The organism is Streptomyces sp. NPDC045431, from assembly GCF_040646655.1.
Taxonomy (GTDB): Bacteria; Actinomycetota; Actinomycetes; order Streptomycetales; family Streptomycetaceae; genus Streptomyces.
In genome coordinates this window covers 393,042-410,631 of the sequence record NZ_JBEZAQ010000004.1, presented here as the reverse complement: position 1 = coordinate 410,631, position 17,590 = coordinate 393,042, and the positions used below count along the sequence as shown (strand labels likewise).

18 protein-coding genes are annotated in these 17,590 nt (G+C 70.7%); 8 read left to right on the top strand and 10 right to left on the bottom strand.

What is annotated here, in order from left to right; translation table 11 throughout:
• Positions 1–20: 20 nt before the first annotated feature.
• The 3 genes from mctP to AB0A69_RS12940 form a co-directional block, all read right to left on the bottom strand.
• The gene (mctP, locus tag AB0A69_RS12950) at positions 21–1,649 is read right to left on the bottom strand and encodes a monocarboxylate uptake permease MctP (RefSeq protein ID WP_355362564.1); all 1,629 of its coding nucleotides are present in this window, start codon (positions 1,647–1,649) and stop codon (positions 21–23) included.
• The gene (locus tag AB0A69_RS12945; RefSeq protein ID WP_361419403.1) at positions 1,646–1,891 is read right to left on the bottom strand and encodes a DUF3311 domain-containing protein; all 246 of its coding nucleotides are present in this window, start codon (positions 1,889–1,891) and stop codon (positions 1,646–1,648) included. Before AB0A69_RS12945 ends, mctP begins: the two co-directional genes overlap by 4 nt.
• Before the next feature lie 252 nt (positions 1,892–2,143).
• Positions 2,144–2,911: a GntR family transcriptional regulator gene (locus tag AB0A69_RS12940; protein WP_361419809.1), complete on the bottom strand. Its 768-nt coding sequence runs from the start codon at positions 2,909–2,911 to the stop codon at positions 2,144–2,146.
• Between the two features lie 322 nt (positions 2,912–3,233).
• Here AB0A69_RS12940 and AB0A69_RS12935 point away from each other — a divergent pair, with 322 nt between their 5' ends.
• From AB0A69_RS12935 to AB0A69_RS12920, 4 genes are all read left to right on the top strand, one after another.
• Positions 3,234–4,511, top strand: a complete 1,278-nt coding sequence (locus AB0A69_RS12935) for an extracellular solute-binding protein (protein WP_361419400.1) — start codon at positions 3,234–3,236, stop codon at positions 4,509–4,511.
• A 71-nt stretch (positions 4,512–4,582) separates the two neighbouring features.
• Positions 4,583–5,590 carry a sugar ABC transporter permease gene (locus AB0A69_RS12930; protein WP_361419397.1) on the top strand — a complete coding sequence of 336 codons (1,008 nt, stop codon included), beginning with the start codon at positions 4,583–4,585 and terminating at the stop codon, positions 5,588–5,590.
• 113 nt (positions 5,591–5,703) lie between these two features.
• A complete protein-coding gene (locus AB0A69_RS12925) occupies positions 5,704–6,495 on the top strand; it encodes a carbohydrate ABC transporter permease (RefSeq protein WP_361419806.1) in 792 nt (263 codons plus the stop codon).
• Between the two features lie 8 nt (positions 6,496–6,503).
• Complete coding sequence (locus AB0A69_RS12920) at positions 6,504–8,021, top strand: glycoside hydrolase family 3 protein (protein ID WP_361419394.1); 1,518 nt, start codon at positions 6,504–6,506, stop codon at positions 8,019–8,021.
• A gap of 81 nt (positions 8,022–8,102) precedes the next feature.
• Here the strand turns inward: AB0A69_RS12920 and nagB are convergent, their stop codons facing one another.
• Positions 8,103–8,888 carry a glucosamine-6-phosphate deaminase gene (gene nagB, locus AB0A69_RS12915; RefSeq protein ID WP_361419391.1) on the bottom strand — a complete coding sequence of 262 codons (786 nt, stop codon included), beginning with the start codon at positions 8,886–8,888 and terminating at the stop codon, positions 8,103–8,105.
• A 111-nt stretch (positions 8,889–8,999) separates the two neighbouring features.
• On the opposite strand from nagB, the gene AB0A69_RS12910 reads away from it, so the two are divergent.
• Positions 9,000–10,049 carry an SIS domain-containing protein gene (locus AB0A69_RS12910; RefSeq protein ID WP_361419803.1) on the top strand — a complete coding sequence of 350 codons (1,050 nt, stop codon included), beginning with the start codon at positions 9,000–9,002 and terminating at the stop codon, positions 10,047–10,049.
• 18 nt (positions 10,050–10,067) lie between these two features.
• On the opposite strand, the gene AB0A69_RS12905 is transcribed toward AB0A69_RS12910, so the two are convergent.
• Positions 10,068–10,820 carry an SDR family oxidoreductase gene (locus AB0A69_RS12905; RefSeq protein WP_361419388.1) on the bottom strand — a complete coding sequence of 251 codons (753 nt, stop codon included), beginning with the start codon at positions 10,818–10,820 and terminating at the stop codon, positions 10,068–10,070.
• Positions 10,821–10,903: 83 nt separating this feature from the next.
• On the opposite strand from AB0A69_RS12905, the gene AB0A69_RS12900 reads away from it, so the two are divergent.
• The gene (locus tag AB0A69_RS12900) at positions 10,904–11,497 is read left to right on the top strand and encodes a TetR/AcrR family transcriptional regulator (RefSeq protein ID WP_361419385.1); all 594 of its coding nucleotides are present in this window, start codon (positions 10,904–10,906) and stop codon (positions 11,495–11,497) included.
• A gap of 348 nt (positions 11,498–11,845) precedes the next feature.
• On the top strand, positions 11,846–13,315 hold the full coding sequence (locus AB0A69_RS12895) for a PAS domain-containing sensor histidine kinase (protein ID WP_361419800.1): 1,470 nt from the start codon (positions 11,846–11,848) through the stop codon (positions 13,313–13,315).
• A gap of 160 nt (positions 13,316–13,475) precedes the next feature.
• On the opposite strand, the gene AB0A69_RS12890 is transcribed toward AB0A69_RS12895, so the two are convergent.
• Both AB0A69_RS12890 and AB0A69_RS12885 read right to left on the bottom strand, forming a co-directional pair.
• Positions 13,476–13,733, bottom strand: a complete 258-nt coding sequence (locus AB0A69_RS12890) for a WhiB family transcriptional regulator (RefSeq protein WP_003953983.1) — start codon at positions 13,731–13,733, stop codon at positions 13,476–13,478.
• A 317-nt stretch (positions 13,734–14,050) separates the two neighbouring features.
• Positions 14,051–15,019: a diacylglycerol kinase family protein gene (locus AB0A69_RS12885; protein ID WP_361419382.1), complete on the bottom strand. Its 969-nt coding sequence runs from the start codon at positions 15,017–15,019 to the stop codon at positions 14,051–14,053.
• 91 nt (positions 15,020–15,110) lie between these two features.
• On the opposite strand from AB0A69_RS12885, the gene AB0A69_RS12880 reads away from it, so the two are divergent.
• Positions 15,111–15,542, top strand: coding sequence for a hypothetical protein (locus AB0A69_RS12880; protein WP_361419379.1), 432 nt, complete (start codon positions 15,111–15,113; stop codon positions 15,540–15,542).
• 57 nt (positions 15,543–15,599) lie between these two features.
• Here AB0A69_RS12880 and AB0A69_RS12875 read toward each other — a convergent pair whose 3' ends face one another.
• The 3 genes from AB0A69_RS12875 to AB0A69_RS12865 all read right to left on the bottom strand — a co-directional run bounded on the left by AB0A69_RS12875 (position 15,600) and on the right by AB0A69_RS12865 (position 17,552).
• Positions 15,600–16,628 carry an RNA polymerase sigma factor SigF gene (locus AB0A69_RS12875; protein WP_361419376.1) on the bottom strand — a complete coding sequence of 343 codons (1,029 nt, stop codon included), beginning with the start codon at positions 16,626–16,628 and terminating at the stop codon, positions 15,600–15,602.
• Positions 16,625–17,038: an anti-sigma regulatory factor gene (locus tag AB0A69_RS12870; RefSeq protein ID WP_031076871.1), complete on the bottom strand. Its 414-nt coding sequence runs from the start codon at positions 17,036–17,038 to the stop codon at positions 16,625–16,627. Before AB0A69_RS12870 ends, AB0A69_RS12875 begins: the two co-directional genes overlap by 4 nt.
• A 253-nt stretch (positions 17,039–17,291) precedes the next feature.
• Positions 17,292–17,552 (bottom strand): UBP-type zinc finger domain-containing protein, encoded by a 261-nt coding sequence (locus AB0A69_RS12865; protein WP_361419373.1) that lies wholly within the window; start codon positions 17,550–17,552, stop codon positions 17,292–17,294.
• Positions 17,553–17,590 lie beyond the last annotated feature (38 nt).

The window sequence follows — 17,590 nt, the reverse complement described above, 5'->3', positions numbered from 1 at the left end:
GCCCGTCGTACGCGGATGGGTCAGTGGCCCGAGCCCGCCGTGGCCTTGGGGAGCTCCACCTGGACGCCCGGGTCGCCCGCGTCCGCCGTGTAGTCCTCCGGCGAGGTCTCGTCGATGCCCTCCGGGGCCTTGACGGCCTTGAGGACGAAGGTGAGGACGACGACGACCAGGACGTTGAGGACGAAGGCCGTCAGGCCGATGTAGCCGATCTCGCCGATGCCGGGGATCTCGGCGGACGAGCCGCCGAAGTGCTTCTGCGTCGGGCTGGCGACGCCGTACGCCGCCGCCGTGCCGTAGACCATGCCGACCGCCCAGCCGGCGAGCAGCGCCCAGCGGTGGAACCAGCGGGTGAACAGGCCGCCCACCAGCGCCGGCAGGGTCTGGAGGATCCAGATGCCGCCCAGCAGCTGGAAGTTGATGGCGACGGTCTTGTCCATGGTGAGGACGAAGGCCAGCGCGCCCACCTTCACCAGCAGCGACACCAGCTTGGACACCTTGGTCTCCTGCTCCGGTGTGGCGTCCGGCTTCAGGAAGTCCTTGTAGATGTTGCGGGTGAAGAGGTTGGCGGCGGCGATGGACATGATGGCCGCCGGGACCAGCGCGCCGATGCCGATGGCCGCGAAGGCGACGCCCGCGAACCAGTCCGGGAACATGTTCTCGAACAGCTGCGGGATGGCCAGCTGGCCGTTCTGCACCTTCACGCCCGCCGCGATGGCCATGAAGCCGAGCAGCGCCAGCAGACCCAGCATCAGCGAGTACAGCGGCAGGATCGTGGTGTTGCGGCGGATCACGTCACGGCTGCGCGAGGAGAGCGTCGCCGTGATGGAGTGCGGGTACATGAAGAGCGCCAGCGCCGAGCCGAGCGCGAGGGTCGCGTAACCCCACTGGCCCATCTCGCCCGGTACCAGGGCGCCGCGCGGCTTGTCGGTCGCCGGGTTGATCTGCGCGTACGCCTCGCCGGCCTTGCTGAAGATCTCGTCGAAGCCGCCCAGCTTGATGGGGATGTAGATGATCGCCACCGCGATGACGATGTAGATCAGCGTGTCCTTGACGAAGGCGATCATCGCGGGCGCCCGCAGCCCGGAGGAGTACGTGTACGCCGCGAGGACGCCGAAGGCGATCAGCAGCGGCAGGTCCTTGATGAACCAGTGCGTGGTCTCGCCGCCGCCCACGCCCATCACGTCCAGCACCGCCTGGATGCCGACGAGCTGCAGCGCGATGTACGGCATGGTGGCGAGGATGCCGGTCAGGGCCACCGCCAGCGACAGGCCCTTCGAACCGAACCGCCCGCGCACGAAGTCCGAGGTGGTGACGTAGCCGTGCTTGTGCGACACCGACCACAGGCGCGGCAGGAAGGTGAAGATCAGCGGGTAGACGAGGATCGTGTACGGGACGGCGAAGAAGCCCGCCGCGCCCGCCGCGTAGATCGCCGCCGGGACGGCGACGAAGGTGTACGCCGTGTAGAGGTCGCCGCCCAGCAGGAACCAGGTGATCCAGGTGCCGAACGACCGGCCGCCCAGGCCCCATTCGTCCAGGCTGTGCTCGTTCTCGGCCTTGCGCCAGCGGGAGGCCATGAAGCCCATCACCGTGACGGCCAGGAAGAAGAAGATGAAGACGGCGAGCGCGACGCCGTTCACGCCGTCCTTCACTGCGACGCACCCCCCTTGCGGGACCGCTGGTCACGGTGCCACAGCTTGTACGCCACCATCGTCAGCACGGTCGATATGACGACCCAGGCCATCTGGTACCAGTAGAAGAACGGGATCCCTGCGAGCTTCGGCTCGACCTTCGCGTACGAGCTGACCCAGAGCATCGCGACGAAGGGCGCGAACAGGCAGAGCGCCACCACCACCCGCACGGGGGTGACCACTGGTTGTTTCTCCTGTGTCATACGGCGTTCCGTCCCCTCACTGATCACCTGGCGTCATGCGCACGCAATCTAAGGGACCGTCCCGCCCCATGGAACCCCAGTCCGCATAACGGACGTGTCTCGGGCGGGCGTTGCGGGGCGTTGGGGGGGGCGTCGCGGGGCGTTGCAGGGTGTCGTGGAGCGGGCGGAAGGCGACGGGAGGGGCCGGCGCACACGGCGCCGGCCCCTCCCTCGTACCTCGTCCGCGTCGTCGCCGCGGCGGGCGTCCGCCCGTCAGTCGTTCGGGCGCTTCAGCCGCGCCACGAACTTGTACCGGTCGCCCCGGTACACCGAGCGCACCCACTCCACCGGCTTGCCGTCCTCGTCCAGCGAGTGGCGCGACAGCATCAGCATCGGCAGGCCCACGTCCGTACCGAGCAGCCCGGCCTCGCGCGGCGTGGCCAGCGAGGTCTCGATGGTCTCCTCGGCCTCCGCGAGCCGGACGTCGTAGACCTCCGCCAGTGCCGTGTACAGCGAGGTGTACTTGACCAGCGACCGCCGCAGCGCGGGGAAGCGCTTCGCGCTCAGGTGCGTCGTCTCGATGGCCATCGGCTCGCCGCTCGCCAGCCGCAGCCGCTCGATGCGCAGCACGCGGCCGCCGGCCGAGATGTCGAGCAGCCCGGCGAGGGTGTCGTCGGCCGTGACGTACCCGATGTCCAGGAGCTGCGAGGTGGGTTCGAGGCCCTGGGCGCGCATGTCCTCGGTGTACGAGGTGAGCTGGAGCGCCTGCGAGACCTTCGGCTTCGCGACGAACGTGCCCTTGCCCTGGATGCGTTCCAGCCGGCCCTCGACGACCAGCTCCTGGAGCGCCTGGCGCACGGTGGTGCGAGAGGTGTCGAACTCGGCGGCGAGCGTGCGCTCCGGGGGCACCGGGGTGCCCGGGGGCATGGTCTGCGTCATGTCGAGCAGATGCCGCTTGAGCCGGTAGTACTTGGGCACGCGTGCGGTGCGAGTGGCCGTTCCGCTCTCGCTCTCGGTGCTGCCGCCCCCGTCCGTGGCCATGGCCGCCCGCCTTCCCGACTCCTGTGCTGCTGCCGTCACCGGCTCCTCCGTCCCTTGCGGCTCACATGGTGGCACGGACCGGTCACGGGTCGTCGCCCCTCCTCAGGTGTCGGTCTCGTAACGGAGCCGACTGCCCTTCTTATACACCCTTGACACCCCTAAAGGTCTAGGCCAAGCTCCCGGTTACTGGTCTAAACCATTAAAGGCCGGTCCCAGTCCCACGGGCAGCACAGGCAGGACACGTACACCAGTACACGTCGTATGGCCGTCGTATGGCTTCGCGGTGGGGGCAAGGGTTGCAGGCATCCCTGAGGAGGGTGGCGTGAAGCGCAAGCTCATCGCGGCGATCGGCGTCGCGGGCATGGTGGTCGGCGTGGCGGCGTGTGGTTCCGACAAGGGCGGGGACGCCGCGGGGGGCGGCGCCAAGGAGCTCACCGTCTGGCTGACGGTCGACGCCCAGAACAACTGGCCGGACCTGGTGAAGGCGGCCGACGACGCGATAGCGAAGAAGTACCCGGGCATCAAGATCAAGCACGAGTACTACGGCTGGCCGGACAAGAACGCCAAGCTCGACGCCGTACTCGCCACGGACAAGGCGCCGGACGTGGTCGAGATGGGCAACACCGAGATGCTCGGCTACATGGTCAAGGGCGCCTTCGCCGAGGTCGACCCGAAGAAGTTCGAGCAGTCGGACCAGTGGCTGGACGGACTCAAGGAGTCCGTCACCTACGAGGGCAAGACCTACGGCGTCCCCTACTACGCCGGCGGCCGCGTGGCCACCTGGCGCAAGGACCTGGCCGCCGAGGTCGGCGTGAAGACCCCGCCGAAGACGTACGCCGAGCTCACCGCCGCCCTGGACAAGATCCAGGCGAAGAAGGGCGGCAAGTTCAGCGCCTGGTACCAGCCTTCGCCGGACTGGTACGCCGCGATGTCCTTCGTGTACGACGCGGGCGGCTCCATCGCCAAGAAGGACGGCGACACCTGGAAGGCCAACCTGTCCTCGCCCGAGTCCCTCAAGGGACTCAACGAGTACAAGAAGGTCCTCGACACCTACATGAAGGCCGACAAGACCAAGGACGAGTCGGACCGTCCCATCGTCTTCGGCCAGGGCAACGCCGCCATGATCTTCGCGGCCGGCTGGGAGGGCGGCACCGCCGCCGACCCGAAGAACGACAAGACGGGCAAGCTCAAGGACAACCTCGAGAACTTCGTGATGCCCGGCCCGTCCGGCAAGAACATCCCCGTCTTCCTCGGCGGTTCCGACCTCGCCATCCCGGTCAAGTCCAAGGCACAGGACGTCGCGGCGGAGTGGATCAACGCCTACACGGGCGCCAAGGGCCAGAAGGGCCTGCTCGCCAAGGGCAACCTGCCCAACAACAAGACGGACCTCGCGACCCTGAAGGCCGACCCGAAGACGACGGTCGCCGCCACCGCGGCCGAGTCCAACTGGTTCGTCCCCATGGCGCCCGGCTGGGGCCAGGTCGAGAAGGCGCAGACCCTCAAGACCCTGCTCCAGGAGATCGGTACCGGCAAGAAGTCGGTCGAGGCCGCCGCGAAGGACGCGGACGCCGCGATCGACAAGGTCATCAACACCAAGTGACCTGACGCCGGGGCCCCGCCACCGCCGGGCGGGGCCCCGGCGCCCGTACGAGAAGAGGGACCGCTGTCGCGATGAGTGCCGCCGACACAACCACTGCCAAGGTGCCGCCCACGCGGCCATCGCGGGTACGGAAGTCCGCCCCGCCCGGTGGCCCCGCGAAGCGGGCCGCACAGCCCGGGAAGCCCGGGACCGGGGGAGCCGCGGTGCCGTGGGCGCTGCTCGCGCCCTGCCTGCTCGTCCTCCTGCTGGTCCTCGGCTATCCGCTGGTGCGGCTGGTCACCCTCGCCTTCCAGAAGTTCGAGCAGCCCCAGCTCTGGGGCTTCAAGGAGCCCGAGTCCGTCGGCTTCGGGAACTTCGCCAAGATCCTCGGGGACGGCGAGTTCTGGACCGTCGTACTCCGGACCGTGCTCTTCGCCGCCGGCGCGGTGATCTTCACCATGGTCATCGGCATGCTGATCGCCCTGCTGCTCCAGCGGGTCTCCGGCTGGGTCAAGACCCTGATCAACATCGCGCTGGTCGCGAGCTGGGGCATGCCCATCATCGTCGCCACCGCCATCTTCAAGTGGCTCTTCGACGCCGACTACGGCGTGCTGAACTGGCTGCTCAGCCAGGTGCCGGGCGTCGACATGATCGGGCACAACTGGTTCGCCAGCGGCCCCCAGGGCCTCGCCGTCATCATGCTGTTGGTCGTCTGGGGCGCGGTGCCCTTCGTCGTCATCACGCTCAGCGCCGGCCTCACCCAGGTGCCCAAGGAGCTGGAGGAGGCCGCCCGCCTCGACGGCGCCGGCGCCTGGGGCGTCTTCCGGTACGTCACCCTGCCGATCCTCAAGCCCATCATCGTGATGCTCACGACGCTCTCGGTGATCTGGGACATGGGCGTCTTCCCGCAGGTCTTCGTGATGCGCAACGGCCACCCGGAGGCCGAGTTCCAGCTCCTGACGACGTACTCGTACGACAAGGCCTTCGTGGTCAACGACTACGGCGGCGGCTCGGCGATCGCGGTCGTCACCGTGGTCCTGCTGCTCGGTGTCGTCGCCGTGTACATGCGTCAGATGCTCAAGATCGGAGAAGTCGAGTGAGCGCCACGACCACCGCGCCGCGCGCCGCGTCCGGGGCCACGCCGGGGGCCGGTTCCGCGGGCAGGCCCGGGCGTACGCCGGAGGGAAGGCCCGGCCGCAAGCTCGGCTGGAACCTGATCGGCCTGCTCGTCTTCGTCTCCATCGGCTTCCCGGTCTACTGGATGCTGAACACGGCGTTCAAGCCGGCCAAGGACGCCATCGACCCCGATCCGCACTTCTTCCCCCGCACGTTCACCCTGGAGAACTTCGAGCGGGCCCTCCAGGTCGCGGACTTCTGGGGCCCGGTCGGCCGCTCGCTGATCGTCTCGTTCGTCGTCGTCCTCATCGGCATCGTCGTCGGCATGCTGGCCGCACTCGCCATCTCGCGCTTCGCCTTCCGCGGCCGCAAGATCGTCATCGTCGGCATCCTCGCGGTCCAGATGGTCCCGCTCGTCGCGATGATCATCCCGGTGTTCCTGCTGCTCAACGACCTCGGTCAGTACGACAAGCTCACCGGCCTGATCATCACGTACCTCACCTTCATCCTCCCCTTCACGGTGTGGACGCTGCGCGGCTTCATCGTCAACATCCCCAAGGAGCTGGAGGAGGCGGCGATGGTCGACGGCTGCACCCGCACCGGCGCCTTCGTCCGGGTGGTGTTCCCGCTGCTCGCCCCCGGCATGGTCGCGACCTCCGTGTACGGCTTCATCCAGGCCTGGAACGAGTACCTGTACGCCCTGATGCTGATGAGCCAGCAGAACCAGACGGCCACCGTCTGGCTGGGCAACTTCACCACCAAGAACGGGACCGAGTACGCCCCGATGATGGCCGGCGCCACGATGATGGCCGTCCCCGTCGTCATCCTCTTCCTCCTCGTCCAGCGCAAGATGGCCGCGGGTCTGACCGCCGGCGCAGTGAAGGGATAACGGCCCCCATGACGACTCTCGTACGCGGCGCCTCCCCGACCCTCGTCCGGGACGCGCTCGCCGTCCTGCAGCCGGGCTTCGCCGGCACCACGCCGCCCGACTGGCTGCTGCGCCGCATCGGCGAGGGGCTCTCCTCCGTCGGCCTGTTCGGGCGCAACGTCACCGGCCCCGAGCAGCTGGCCGCGCTGACCGCCCGGCTGCGGGCCGAGCGGGACGACCTGCTCGTCGCGATCGACGAGGAGAGCGGCGATGTCACGCGCCTGGAGGTGCGGACCGGCTCGTCCTTCCCCGGCAACTACGCGCTCGGCACGGTCGACGACACCGGCCTGACCCGGGCCGTGGCGGCGGAGCTCGGCCGCCGGCTCGCCGCCTGCGGCGTCGACTTCAACTGGGCGCCCTCCGCGGACGTCAACTCCGACCCGGACAACCCGGTCATCGGCGTCCGCTCCTTCGGCGCCGACCCGCGGCTGGCCGCCCGCCACACCGTGGCCTACATCGAGGGCCTGCAGTCCGCCGGCGTCGTCGCGTGCACCAAGCACTTCCCCGGGCACGGCGACACCAATGTCGACTCGCACCACGCGATTCCCCGCATCGATGTGGACCTCGCCACACTGCACGCCCGTGAGCTGGTACCTTTCCGCGCCGCCATCGCGGCGGGTTCCAAATCGGTGATGAGCGCGCATATCCTGCTTCCCGCGCTCGACCCCGACCGCCCGGCCACCCTGAGCCCGCAGATCCTCACCGGTCTGCTGCGCCAGGAGCTGGGCTACGACGGCCTGATCGTCACCGACGGCATGGAGATGCAGGCCATCGCCGCGACGTACGGGATCGAGCGCGGCTCCGTCCTCGCGATCGCGGCGGGCGCCGACGCGATCTGCGTCGGCGGCGGCCTGGCGGACGAGGGGACCGTACTGCGGCTGCGCGACGCGCTGGTGGCGGCGGTACGGACCGGCGAACTGCCCGAGGAGCGCTTGGCCGACGCGGCCGCGCGGGTACGCGCGCTGGCGTCGTGGACCCGGGCGCACCGGGCCAGGGGGGCTCAGACGGGGCCGGGCGCGGCTTCAGAGGAGGGGACCGCGCCCGGCGCCGACATCGGCCTCGTGGCGGCCCGGCGGGCGCTGACCGTCACGGGCACGCGGGAGCCGCTCACCGGCCCGGCGTACGTCGCCGCCTTCACCCCCGCCACCAACATCGCGGTCGGCGACGAGACCCCGTGGGGCGTCGGCCCGGAGCTGGCGCGGCTGCTGCCGTCCACGACGACCGGCACGTACGCCTCCGACGCGGCCGTGGACCGGGTGCTGCGGGACGCGGGGGAGCGGCCCATCGTCGCTGTGGTGCGGGACACCCACCGCCACCCGTGGATGGGGCGGACGCTGGACGCCCTGCTGGTGGCCCGGCCCGACACGATCGTCGTGGAGATGGGCCTGAACCAGGCGCCGGCGCGCGGGGCGCTGCACATCGCCACGTACGGCGCGGCGCGGGTCTGCGGCACCGCGGCGGCGGAGGTGATCGCGGGCGCCGTCTGAGCGTCGCGCGTACGTCGAGGGGCCCGGTTCCGGGGGGAAACCGGGCCCTTCGTGCGTTGTGCGTGTGCGCGTGTGCGCGTGTCAGATGCCCTGCCACGCGGGCTTGTTGGCGTAGGTGTGCCGGAAGTAGTCGGCGAGCTTCAGCTTGGACGCGGCGGCCTCGTCGACGACGACCGTGGCGTGCGGGTGCAGCTGCAGCGCGGAGGCGGGTACGAGCGCGGCGACCGGCCCCTCGACGGTCTGCGCGACCGCCTCCGCCTTGCCCTCGCCGGTGGCGAGGAGCACCAGGTGGCGGGCCTCCAGGATGGTGCCGATGCCCTGCGTGATGACGTGGTGCGGCACCTGGTCGATGTCACCGTCGAAGAAGCGCGCGTTGTCCACGCGGGTCTGCTCGGTGAGCGTCTTGATCCGGGTGCGGGACGCGAGCGAGGAGCACGGCTCGTTGAAGCCGATGTGCCCGTCGGTGCCGATGCCGAGGATCTGCAGGTCCACGCCGCCCGCCTCGGCGAGCGCCCTGTCGTACGCCTCGCAGGCGGCCTGGACGTCCTCGGCGGAGCCGTCGGGGCCCATGAAGGCGTCGGGGCTCAGCCCGAGCGGCTCGACGACCTGGCGCAGCACGGTCGAGCGGTACGACTCGGGGTGGCCCGCGGGCAGCCCCACGTACTCGTCCAGCTGGGCTATGCGGGCGCGCGAGGCGTCCACGGCCCCGGAGCGGACCTTGGCGATCAGCGCGTCGTAGATGGGCAGCGGGGTCGAGCCGGTGGCCACGCCGAGCAGAGCGTCGGGCTTGCGGCGCAGGAGGGCGGCGATGCCCTCGGCGATGAGCTCGCCGCCTGCCTTGGCGTCCTGGACGATGACAACTTCCACGCTGGGCCTGCCGATCTGATGGGTGACGGATGACAAGGTGGTATAGACCAATCTAGCAGAATGGCCCTCTCCGCTGGCGGCTTCTCGGCGGCCCGTGTTCGACTGGTGCGCATGAGCGAGCAGCCGGGGCGGATCATGGCGGGGGAGATGGCGGAGCAGCCCGCGGTGCTGCGACGGATCCTCGACCAGGGCGCGCCGCGGATCCGCGCCGTGGCCCAGGCGATCCGGGAGCGCCGTCCGCGCTTCGTCCTGCTGACGGCGCGCGGCACGTCGGACAACGCGGCGCTGTACGCCAAGTACCTGCTGGAGATCCGGCTGGGCATGCCCTGCGGCCTGACGTCCATGTCCACGACCACGGCGTACGGCGCCAAGCCCGACTACACCGACGTCCTGGTCGTCACCGTCAGTCAGTCCGGCGGCTCCCCGGACCTCGTCGCCTCCACGCGCGCGGCCCGGGAGGCGGGGGCGATCACCCTGGCGGTCACCAACAACCCGGACTCGTCGCTCGCGGCGGTCTCCGAGCACCACATCGACATCCTGGCGGGTCCGGAGAAGGCGCTGCCCGCCACCAAGACCTACACCGCCTCGCTCCTCTCGCTCTACCTCCTGGTCGAGGGCCTGGCCGGGGACGGCGGACCCAGCGCCGCCGCGCCCCTCCCGGACCGGGCGGCGTCCGTCCTGGACCGGCGCGATGAGGTCCGCGCCCTCGCGGCCCGCTACCGCTTCGCCGAGCGGATGGTCATCACCTCACGCGGTTACGGCTACCCCACCGCGAAGGAAGCGGCCCTGAAGCTGATGGAGACCAGCTACATCCCGGCTCTCTCCTACTCCGGCGCCGATCTGCTGCACGGCCCGCTCGCCATGGTCGACAACATCTCGCCCGTCATCGCGGTCGTCCCGGACGGCAAGGGCGGCGAGGCCCTCCAGCCGGTCCTCGACCGCCTCCGCGGCCGCGGCGCGGACCTGGTGGTCGTCGGCCCCCGCCCCCAGGTCGCGGCGGCCTCCGCGGGCTTCGTCCTCCCGACGGAGGGCATCCCCGAGGAGCTCCAGCCGATCCTGGAGATCCTCCCGCTCCAGCTCCTCGCCTACGAGGTCACCATCGCCCGCGGTCAGGACCCGGACGCCCCGCGCGCCCTGGCGAAGGTCACCGAGACCCGCTGAGCGGTCCGGTGAGCGCTTCTACGGCAGGGAGCCGTTGGTCGCGTCCAGCCAGTGCCCCGTTATCGCGCGGGCGTCGTCCGACGCCAGGAACGCCACCACGTCCGCGATGTCGGCGGGTGCGCCGACGCGCCCCAGGGCCGAGAAGGATTCCGCGCCCGCCCACGCCGCCTCATCGGCGCGCAGCCACGCCGCGTTCATGTCCGTGTCGACGATGCCGGGCGCCACCGTGTTGACGGTGATGCCCCGCGCGCCCACCACCTTCGCCAGGTACCGCGTGAAGGTGTCGAGCGCGCTCTTGCTCATCGCGTACGCGATCGCGTCCGGCATCACCGCCGCCTGGGTCAGACCCGTCGACACGTTGACGACCCGGCCGCCGTCCCGCATCCGCTCCAGGCCCAGCCGCGTCACGAAGAACGGCGCCTTCGTGTTGACCGCGAACACCCGGTCGTACTCGGCCTCACCGATCGCGCCGAACGGCTCGGACGGGCCGATGCCCGCGTTGTTGACGAGGATGTCCAGGCCATCGGCGTGCCGGTCGAAATCCGCCCACAGTGCTTCCGCGTCCCCCGGGACGCCGAGCTCCTGCCCGATCGCGAAGGCGGAGCCGCCGGCCGCCTCGATCGCGGTGACCGTCTCCTTCGCGACCACCTCGTTGGTGCCGTAGTGCACTGCGACCCGTGCCCCGTCGCGGCCGAGCCGCTCCGCGATGCCCCGCCCGATGCCCCGGCTCCCGCCCGTGACCAGCGCGGTCTTGCCCGTGAGTGCGCCCATGACGCCACCCCCCGAATTTCTATAGCGGTCGGTACAGAAAGACGGTACCAGACTTTCTTTAGTGTGCGCTATAGAATGAAGCCATGGCGACGAAACAGCGCGGCAGGCCCCGCTCCTTCGACCGTGCCACGGCGCTGGAGAAGGCGGTGATGGCCTTCTGGGAGCACGGGTACGAGACGACGTCGGTGGCCGACCTCACCCAGGTGATGGGGATCGGCGCGCCGAGCCTGTATGCCGCGTTCGGCGACAAGAAGACGCTGTTCGAAGAGGCCCTCGACGTGTACGTGGAGACGTACGGCTCCTTCGTGAGCCATGCCCTGGACGCCGAGCCCACCGCCCGCGCCGGCGTCGCGCGGATGCTGCGGGACGCGGCGAGCGAGTACACCGACCCGGCGCACCCGCGCGGCTGCCTGGTGATCTCGGCCGCGATCAACTGCTCGACGCCCGAGGTGGAGCAGGACCTCCGCGAGCGCCGCAACGCCAACCTGGCCGGCCTGGAGTCCCGCATACGCGCCGACGTCGCGGCGGGCCGCATCCCGGCCGACACGGACGCCGCCGCGCTGGCCCGCCTCAGCGGAGCCGTGCTGCAGGGCATGTCGCAGCAGGCGCGCGACGGCGCGACGAAGGAGGAGCTGGAGGCGGTGGCCGAAGCCGCGATGCGCGCCTGGCCGGCGTAGCGGCCTGCGCGCACCCTGGGCGCGTGAACACGGCCCCGAAAGCACCCGCGGGCCGCGGCGCCCGACGGGACCCTCAACCCGTCCGGCACCGCAGCCCGGAGTTGCCCGGCCGTCGGGTGTGCGGTCCCGCGGCCGTATGGGAGGTCCCGGGCGCAGTCAGGGCAGAGAGCGCCGGGTCCTCGATCCACCCTCCTGTGCGGGGAGGGCGGAGGTCGTGTGTCGCATTGTGGACTAGACCAATCGGGTCTGTCCATCGGTAAGCAGATGGTAATCCCGCGCCCATCCTCCCTCACCGGCCGACAGAACACCAGGCGCGGCCGCACGGGTACGCTCGCACACGTGCCCTCCATGAACGACCTCGTACGCCAGCACACCGCCCTGAGCGACTCCGACCTCGAGTGGCTCCACCTGCTGGTGTCGGAGTGGCAGCTGCTCTCCGACCTCTCCTTCGCCGACCTCGTCCTCTGGGTCCCCACCCTCGACGGCACCCGCTACGTCTCCGTCGCCCAGATGCGGCCCAACACCGGCCCCACCTCCTACCAGGACGACATGGTCGGCCACCTGGTCCCGCGCGGCCGCCGCCCCCTGCTCGACGCCGCCCTCGACGAGGGCCGCATCGTCCGCGAGGGCGACCCCGAATGGCGCGAGGAGGTCCCGGTCCGGGTCGAGTCCATCCCCGTACGCAGGGAGGGCCGCGTCCTCGGCGTCATCGCCCGCAACACCAACCTGCTCACCGTCCGCACGCCCAGCCGACTGGAGCTCACCTACCTCCAGTCCGCGTCCGACCTCGCCCAGATGATCGCGAACGGCACCTTCCCCTTCCCGGGGCAGCAGGTCGACATGGACGCCTCGCCCCGCGCCGGCGACGGGCTGATCAGGCTCGACGCGGACGGCGTCGTCCAGTACGCGTCACCCAACGCCCTCTCCGCGTACCACCGCCTGGGCCTCGCCGCCGACCTCGTCGGCCAGCACCTCGGCCAGATCACCGCCGAACTCGCCCCCTCCCGCGGCCCCGTCGACGAAGCGCTGGTCAAACTGGCCAGCGGGTACGCCCCGCGGGAGACGGAGGTCGAGGGCAGCGGCGGCGTCATCCAGTTGCGCGCCATCCCGCTCAAGCCCAAGGGAACCCGCATCGGTTCGCTCGTGCTGCTCCGGGACGTGACGGAACTGCGCCGCCGGGAGCGCGAGTTGATCACCAAGGACGCCACCATCCGGGAGATCCACCACCGGGTGAAGAACAACCTCCAGACGGTCGCCGCGCTCCTGCGCCTCCAGGCCCGCCGCATGGACTCCGACCGGGGCCGCGAGGCGCTCAACGAGGCGGTGCGGCGCGTCGGTTCGATCGCGATCGTGCACGAGACGCTCTCGCAGAACCTCGACGAGCGCGTCGAGTTCGACGACATCGCCGACCGGGTCATCTCGATGGTCGCGGAGATCTCACCCGGCAAGGTGACCTGCCGCCGCAACGGCCGCTTCGGCATCCTCGACGCCGAGGTCGCGACCCCGCTGTCGATGGTCCTCACCGAGATTCTTCAGAACGCCCTCGAACACGCCTTCGCCCCCGGCGAGCTCGGCACCGTCGAAGTCTCCGCGGTACGCGGCGACTCGCGCGCCGCCGACGCCCGCATCCTGATCACCGTTCAGGACGACGGGCGCGGGCTGCCGGAGGACTTCGATCCGCAGCGCGCCGGCAACCTCGGTCTGCAAATCGTACGGACGCTGGTGGAGGGGGAGTTGGGTGGCACGTTCGACATGCAGCCCGCACCGGGTCGCGGCACGCGCGTGGTGCTCGACGTCCCCGTAAAAGCGCAGAAGTAGAGGAAGTAGCGAGCGGGAACAGCAGCGAGCCCCGGACCGTGGGAACGGTCCGGGGCTCGAACGCTTTGGGGTTACTGCTGCGCGCTGCGGCTCGGGAGGCGGGTGGGTGCGTACTCGCTGTACGCGCCGCCGGGCCTCAGGCTCGTCGCGGTGGCGTCGCTCAGGCGCTGGCGTTGCGCGCCCGGTTGCGGGCGGCGCGGCGCTTCATCGCGCGGCGCTCGTCCTCGCTGAGGCCACCCCAGACGCCGGAGTCCTGGCCGGACTCGAGCGCCCACTGCAGGCACTGCTCCATGACGGGGCAGCGACGGCAGACAGCCTTGGCTTCCTCGATCTGCAGCAGCGCAGGACCGGTGTTGCCGATGGGGAAGAACAGCTCGGGGTCTTCCTCACGACAAACGGCGTTGTGACGCCAGTCCATGGCTGCTACCTCTCCTTGGTGTTGCATTCAGGTTGCTTGTGAATGTGAACGCTTTCACGAATCCCTCAACAAGTGAAGGGCCTACCGCCGGGTGGGCGTGTGGTCCTGTGATTTGAGGAGGGGTTCTGGCTTTCCCTGGAGGCCGGTTCTGCGGGCCGTCCCGATCGCCATGTAGAGATTCGCAAACCTCGGCTGCGGATACAACCCCTTCCGGGAAGTTTTTTTTGATTCCTCGGTGTCGGCTAGGTCACAGCCGTACTTCTATGGGGTGGATCCTGGCCCATACGTTCGAGATAAAGGGCCCGGGGCTCTTCCACTCACACAATCACACGCAGTGCACGACGAACGCCTGTGAACGTCACGCTCGTCCGCAGCCCCAGGTGGTCTCCGTCCATCTGGAACGGCAGCGGGACCTTCGAATGCAAGGTGAAGTCGGTCAGGTCGTGCAGGGAGACGGCGTGCTTGCCGCGCGGTCCGCGCTCCGGGGTCGAGGTGAGCAGCTGCGTCGCGTACCGCGCCACCGCGGCCGTCGACAGCCTGCTCAGACCGAGCACGTCGAGCCCCGTGTCGAAGGACGCCTCGGGCGCCGCGTACACCGGGCGATTGCCCAGGTAGGTCCAGGGGGCGGTGTTGCAGACTATCGACAGCGCCAGGTCGTGGACCGGGTCCGCGCCGGGGCGCTCCAGCGTGATCACGCCCTGTCGGCGGTGCGGCTCGTCCAGGAACTGGCGCATCGCCTGCCGGATGTACAGCGCGTGCGTCGATCTCCGGCCGCGCTCCCGCTGCTGCTCGACGCGGCCGATCACGCCCGCGTCGAAGCCGAAACCGGCACAGAACGTGAACCAGCGGGCCGGCACCGCCTCGTCCTCGGAGCCCGGGGTGCCGGAGGCCAGCCCGAGTCCCACGGTCCGCTCGCGCCGCTCGCCCAGCGCGTCCAGGATCGCGCCGGTCGCCTCCACGGCGTCGTTCGGCAGCCCCAGCGCGCGGGCGAAGACATTGGTGGAGCCTCCGGGCACCACCGCGAGGCGCGGCAGCCGGTCCGGATCCGGGCCGTGGTGCAGCAGCCCGTTGACCACCTCGTTGACCGTGCCGTCGCCGCCGAGCGCGACGACCAGGTCGATGTCGGCGGACTCGGCCGCCCGCCGCCCCACGTCGCGGGCGTGGCCCCGGTACTCGGTCGTCACCGCCTCCAGCTTCATCTCGCTGGCCAGCGCGTGGATCAGTACGTCACGGGTGCGGGCACTGGTGGTGGTGGCTGCCGGGTTGACCACGAGAAGTGCGCGCATGCCCGCCAGGTTACCTACCGCGCGGTACCGGGCACAGGCGCTCCCGACCCCTGTCCAGTACGTGGACGGGCCCGGCCGCTACCCTGCTGGGGTGAGCAGTACGGAGCCGAACCCCGCCCAGACCGCCGCCGACGCCCAGCGCCCCGCCCGGGTCACGGCCGCAGCGGCCGTCGCCGGGCTGGAGGCGCTCGCCCTGTTCGCGGGCGGCGCCTACCTGCTCGTGACGAGCCTCACGGGCAAGCCCGACGGCCTCACCCAGGCCCTGACCGGCGGTGTGACGCTCATCGCACTCGGCCTCATCCCGTTCTTCGCCGCCCGGGGCCTGCTGCACTGCCGCAGCTGGAGCCGCGGCCCGGCGATCATCACGCAGCTGATGGCCCTGCCCGTCGCCTGGACCCTGCTCCAGGCGGACAGCGCCGCCATCCCGGGCGGCATCGCCCTGGCCGCCGCCGCGGTCACCGGCCTGGTGCTGCTGCTCCACCCGGAGACCCCGAGGGCTCTCGGCATCCGCGGCCGGGCCTGACCACCTCCGCCGGGCCTGACCAGCTCCGCCGCGCCTGACCCCCGCCGGGCCCGGGTCCTACTCCTCCACCAGGAGCTTCTCCCGCAGCTGCGCCAGCGTGCGGGCCAGCAGCCGGGAGACGTGCATCTGCGAGATGCCGACCTCCTGCGCGATCTGCGACTGGGTCATGTTCCCGAAGAACCGCAGCAGCAGGATCCGCTTCTCGCGCGGAGGCAGGTCCTCCAGCAGCGGCTTGAGCGACTCGCGGTACTCGACGCCCTCCAGCGCCTCGTCCTCCGCGCCCAGCGTGTCCGCCACCGCCGGGGACTCGTCGTCCGTGTCCGGGACGTCCAGCGAGAGCGTCGAGTACGCGTTGGCGGACTCCAGGCCCTCCAGGACCTCCTCCTCCGAGATGCCGAGCCGCTCGGCCAGCTCGTGCACGGTCGGCGAGCGGCCGTGCAGCTGGGACAGCTCCGCCGTCGCGGTGGTCAGCGACAGCCGCAGCTCCTGGAGCCGGCGCGGCACCCGAACCGCCCACCCCTTGTCCCGGAAGTGGCGCTTGATCTCGCCGACCACCGTGGGGGTCGCGTACGTCGAGAACTCGACGCCCCGCTCCGGGTCGAACCGGTCCACCGACTTGATCAGGCCGATGGTGGCGACCTGCGTCAGGTCGTCCAGCGGTTCGCCGCGGTTGCGGAACCGGCGCGCCAGGTGCTCCACGAGCGGCAGGTGCATCCGGACGAGCTGGTTGCGCAGCTCGGCCCGCTCGGGGGAGCCGTCCGGCAGCTCACGCAGCCGGATGAACATCGCCCGTGCGCCGCTGCGGTCCTGCGGGTCGTGCTGCGCCGCCTGCCGGGGCCGCTCGGGCCGCTCGTGCGACTCCTGGGGCTCCTGTGGCTCGTGCTGCTCGCTCATCCGGTCCACCTGATCTGCCCGCGCCGTAGAGGCCCGGGCCGTCGTGGCCCGCGCCGTGGCGGCCCCCTCCGACGTCTCCACGAGACCGTCCACCGGGTGGGGCCGCGCCTGCTGTTCCGGGATGCCCTCCGGCGAGCTCAGCGCCCGGGGCCCGCGCTCCTCGTTTCGCACCGGACCGTCCCCGTTCCTCACGCCGGCCCGGGTCCCGCGCCGCGCTGTTTGTACAGGTTGATGGAGACCGTCCGGTCGTCGGCGACGGACGAGTCGACCTTGCCGGCCAGTGCCGAGAGCACCGTCCAGGCGAACGTGTCCCGCTCCGGGGCCCGGCCGTCGGTCGTGGGCGCCGAGACGGTCACGTCCAGGGAGTCGTCGACGAGGCGGAACACACAGCTCAGGACCGAGCCGGGCACGGCTTGCTGGAGCAGGATCGCGCAGGCCTCGTCGACAGCGATGCGCAAGTCCTCGATCTCGTCGAGGGTGAAGTCCAAGCGCGCCGCGAGGCCGGCCGTGGCCGTACGCAGCACGGACAGGTAGGCACCCGCAGCGGGCAGCCGGACTTCCACGAAGTCCTGGGTCCCGGGCTCGCCTGCGATCTGGGACACCCTCACCTCCAAGGTGGCACAAGCTCATTCGGGGCTCGGCTCGCGGAAGGAAGCTCCTCCCGGGGCCGGGCCGTGCGGTATACGCGGGTGTGCGTAGTCCGCCGTGACGCTATCGCGATTCCATCGTGCCGTGTCGCCGGGGCCTCCTGCTCCGACGCCTGTCACTCATGGTAAGCACATGAGTACGGACAGTGGCTAGGGGTTTGCGGCACCCAATCGCGAGAAACCGGCGGAGGGTTGACGTACCCAGGCCTCAGACGATCGAACCGTCGACAAAGCACCAACGCCATCTCTCGCCGGGTTCGAGGGTCCGCATCACCGGGTGGCCGGTGTCCTTGAAGTGCCGTGTGGCGTGCCGCCCCGCCGAGGAGTCGCAGCAGCCGACGTACCCGCACACCAGGCACAGCCGCAGCTGGACGGGGTGCGTACCGTCGGCCCGGCACTCCGGGCAGGTCTCGCTCAGCGGCACCGGCTCGGGGCGCGGCAGTTCGGCGACGTGGGGGCACTGGCTCACGATGGCCAGGTTACGACGGGGGCGCGCGTTCCGGCCGC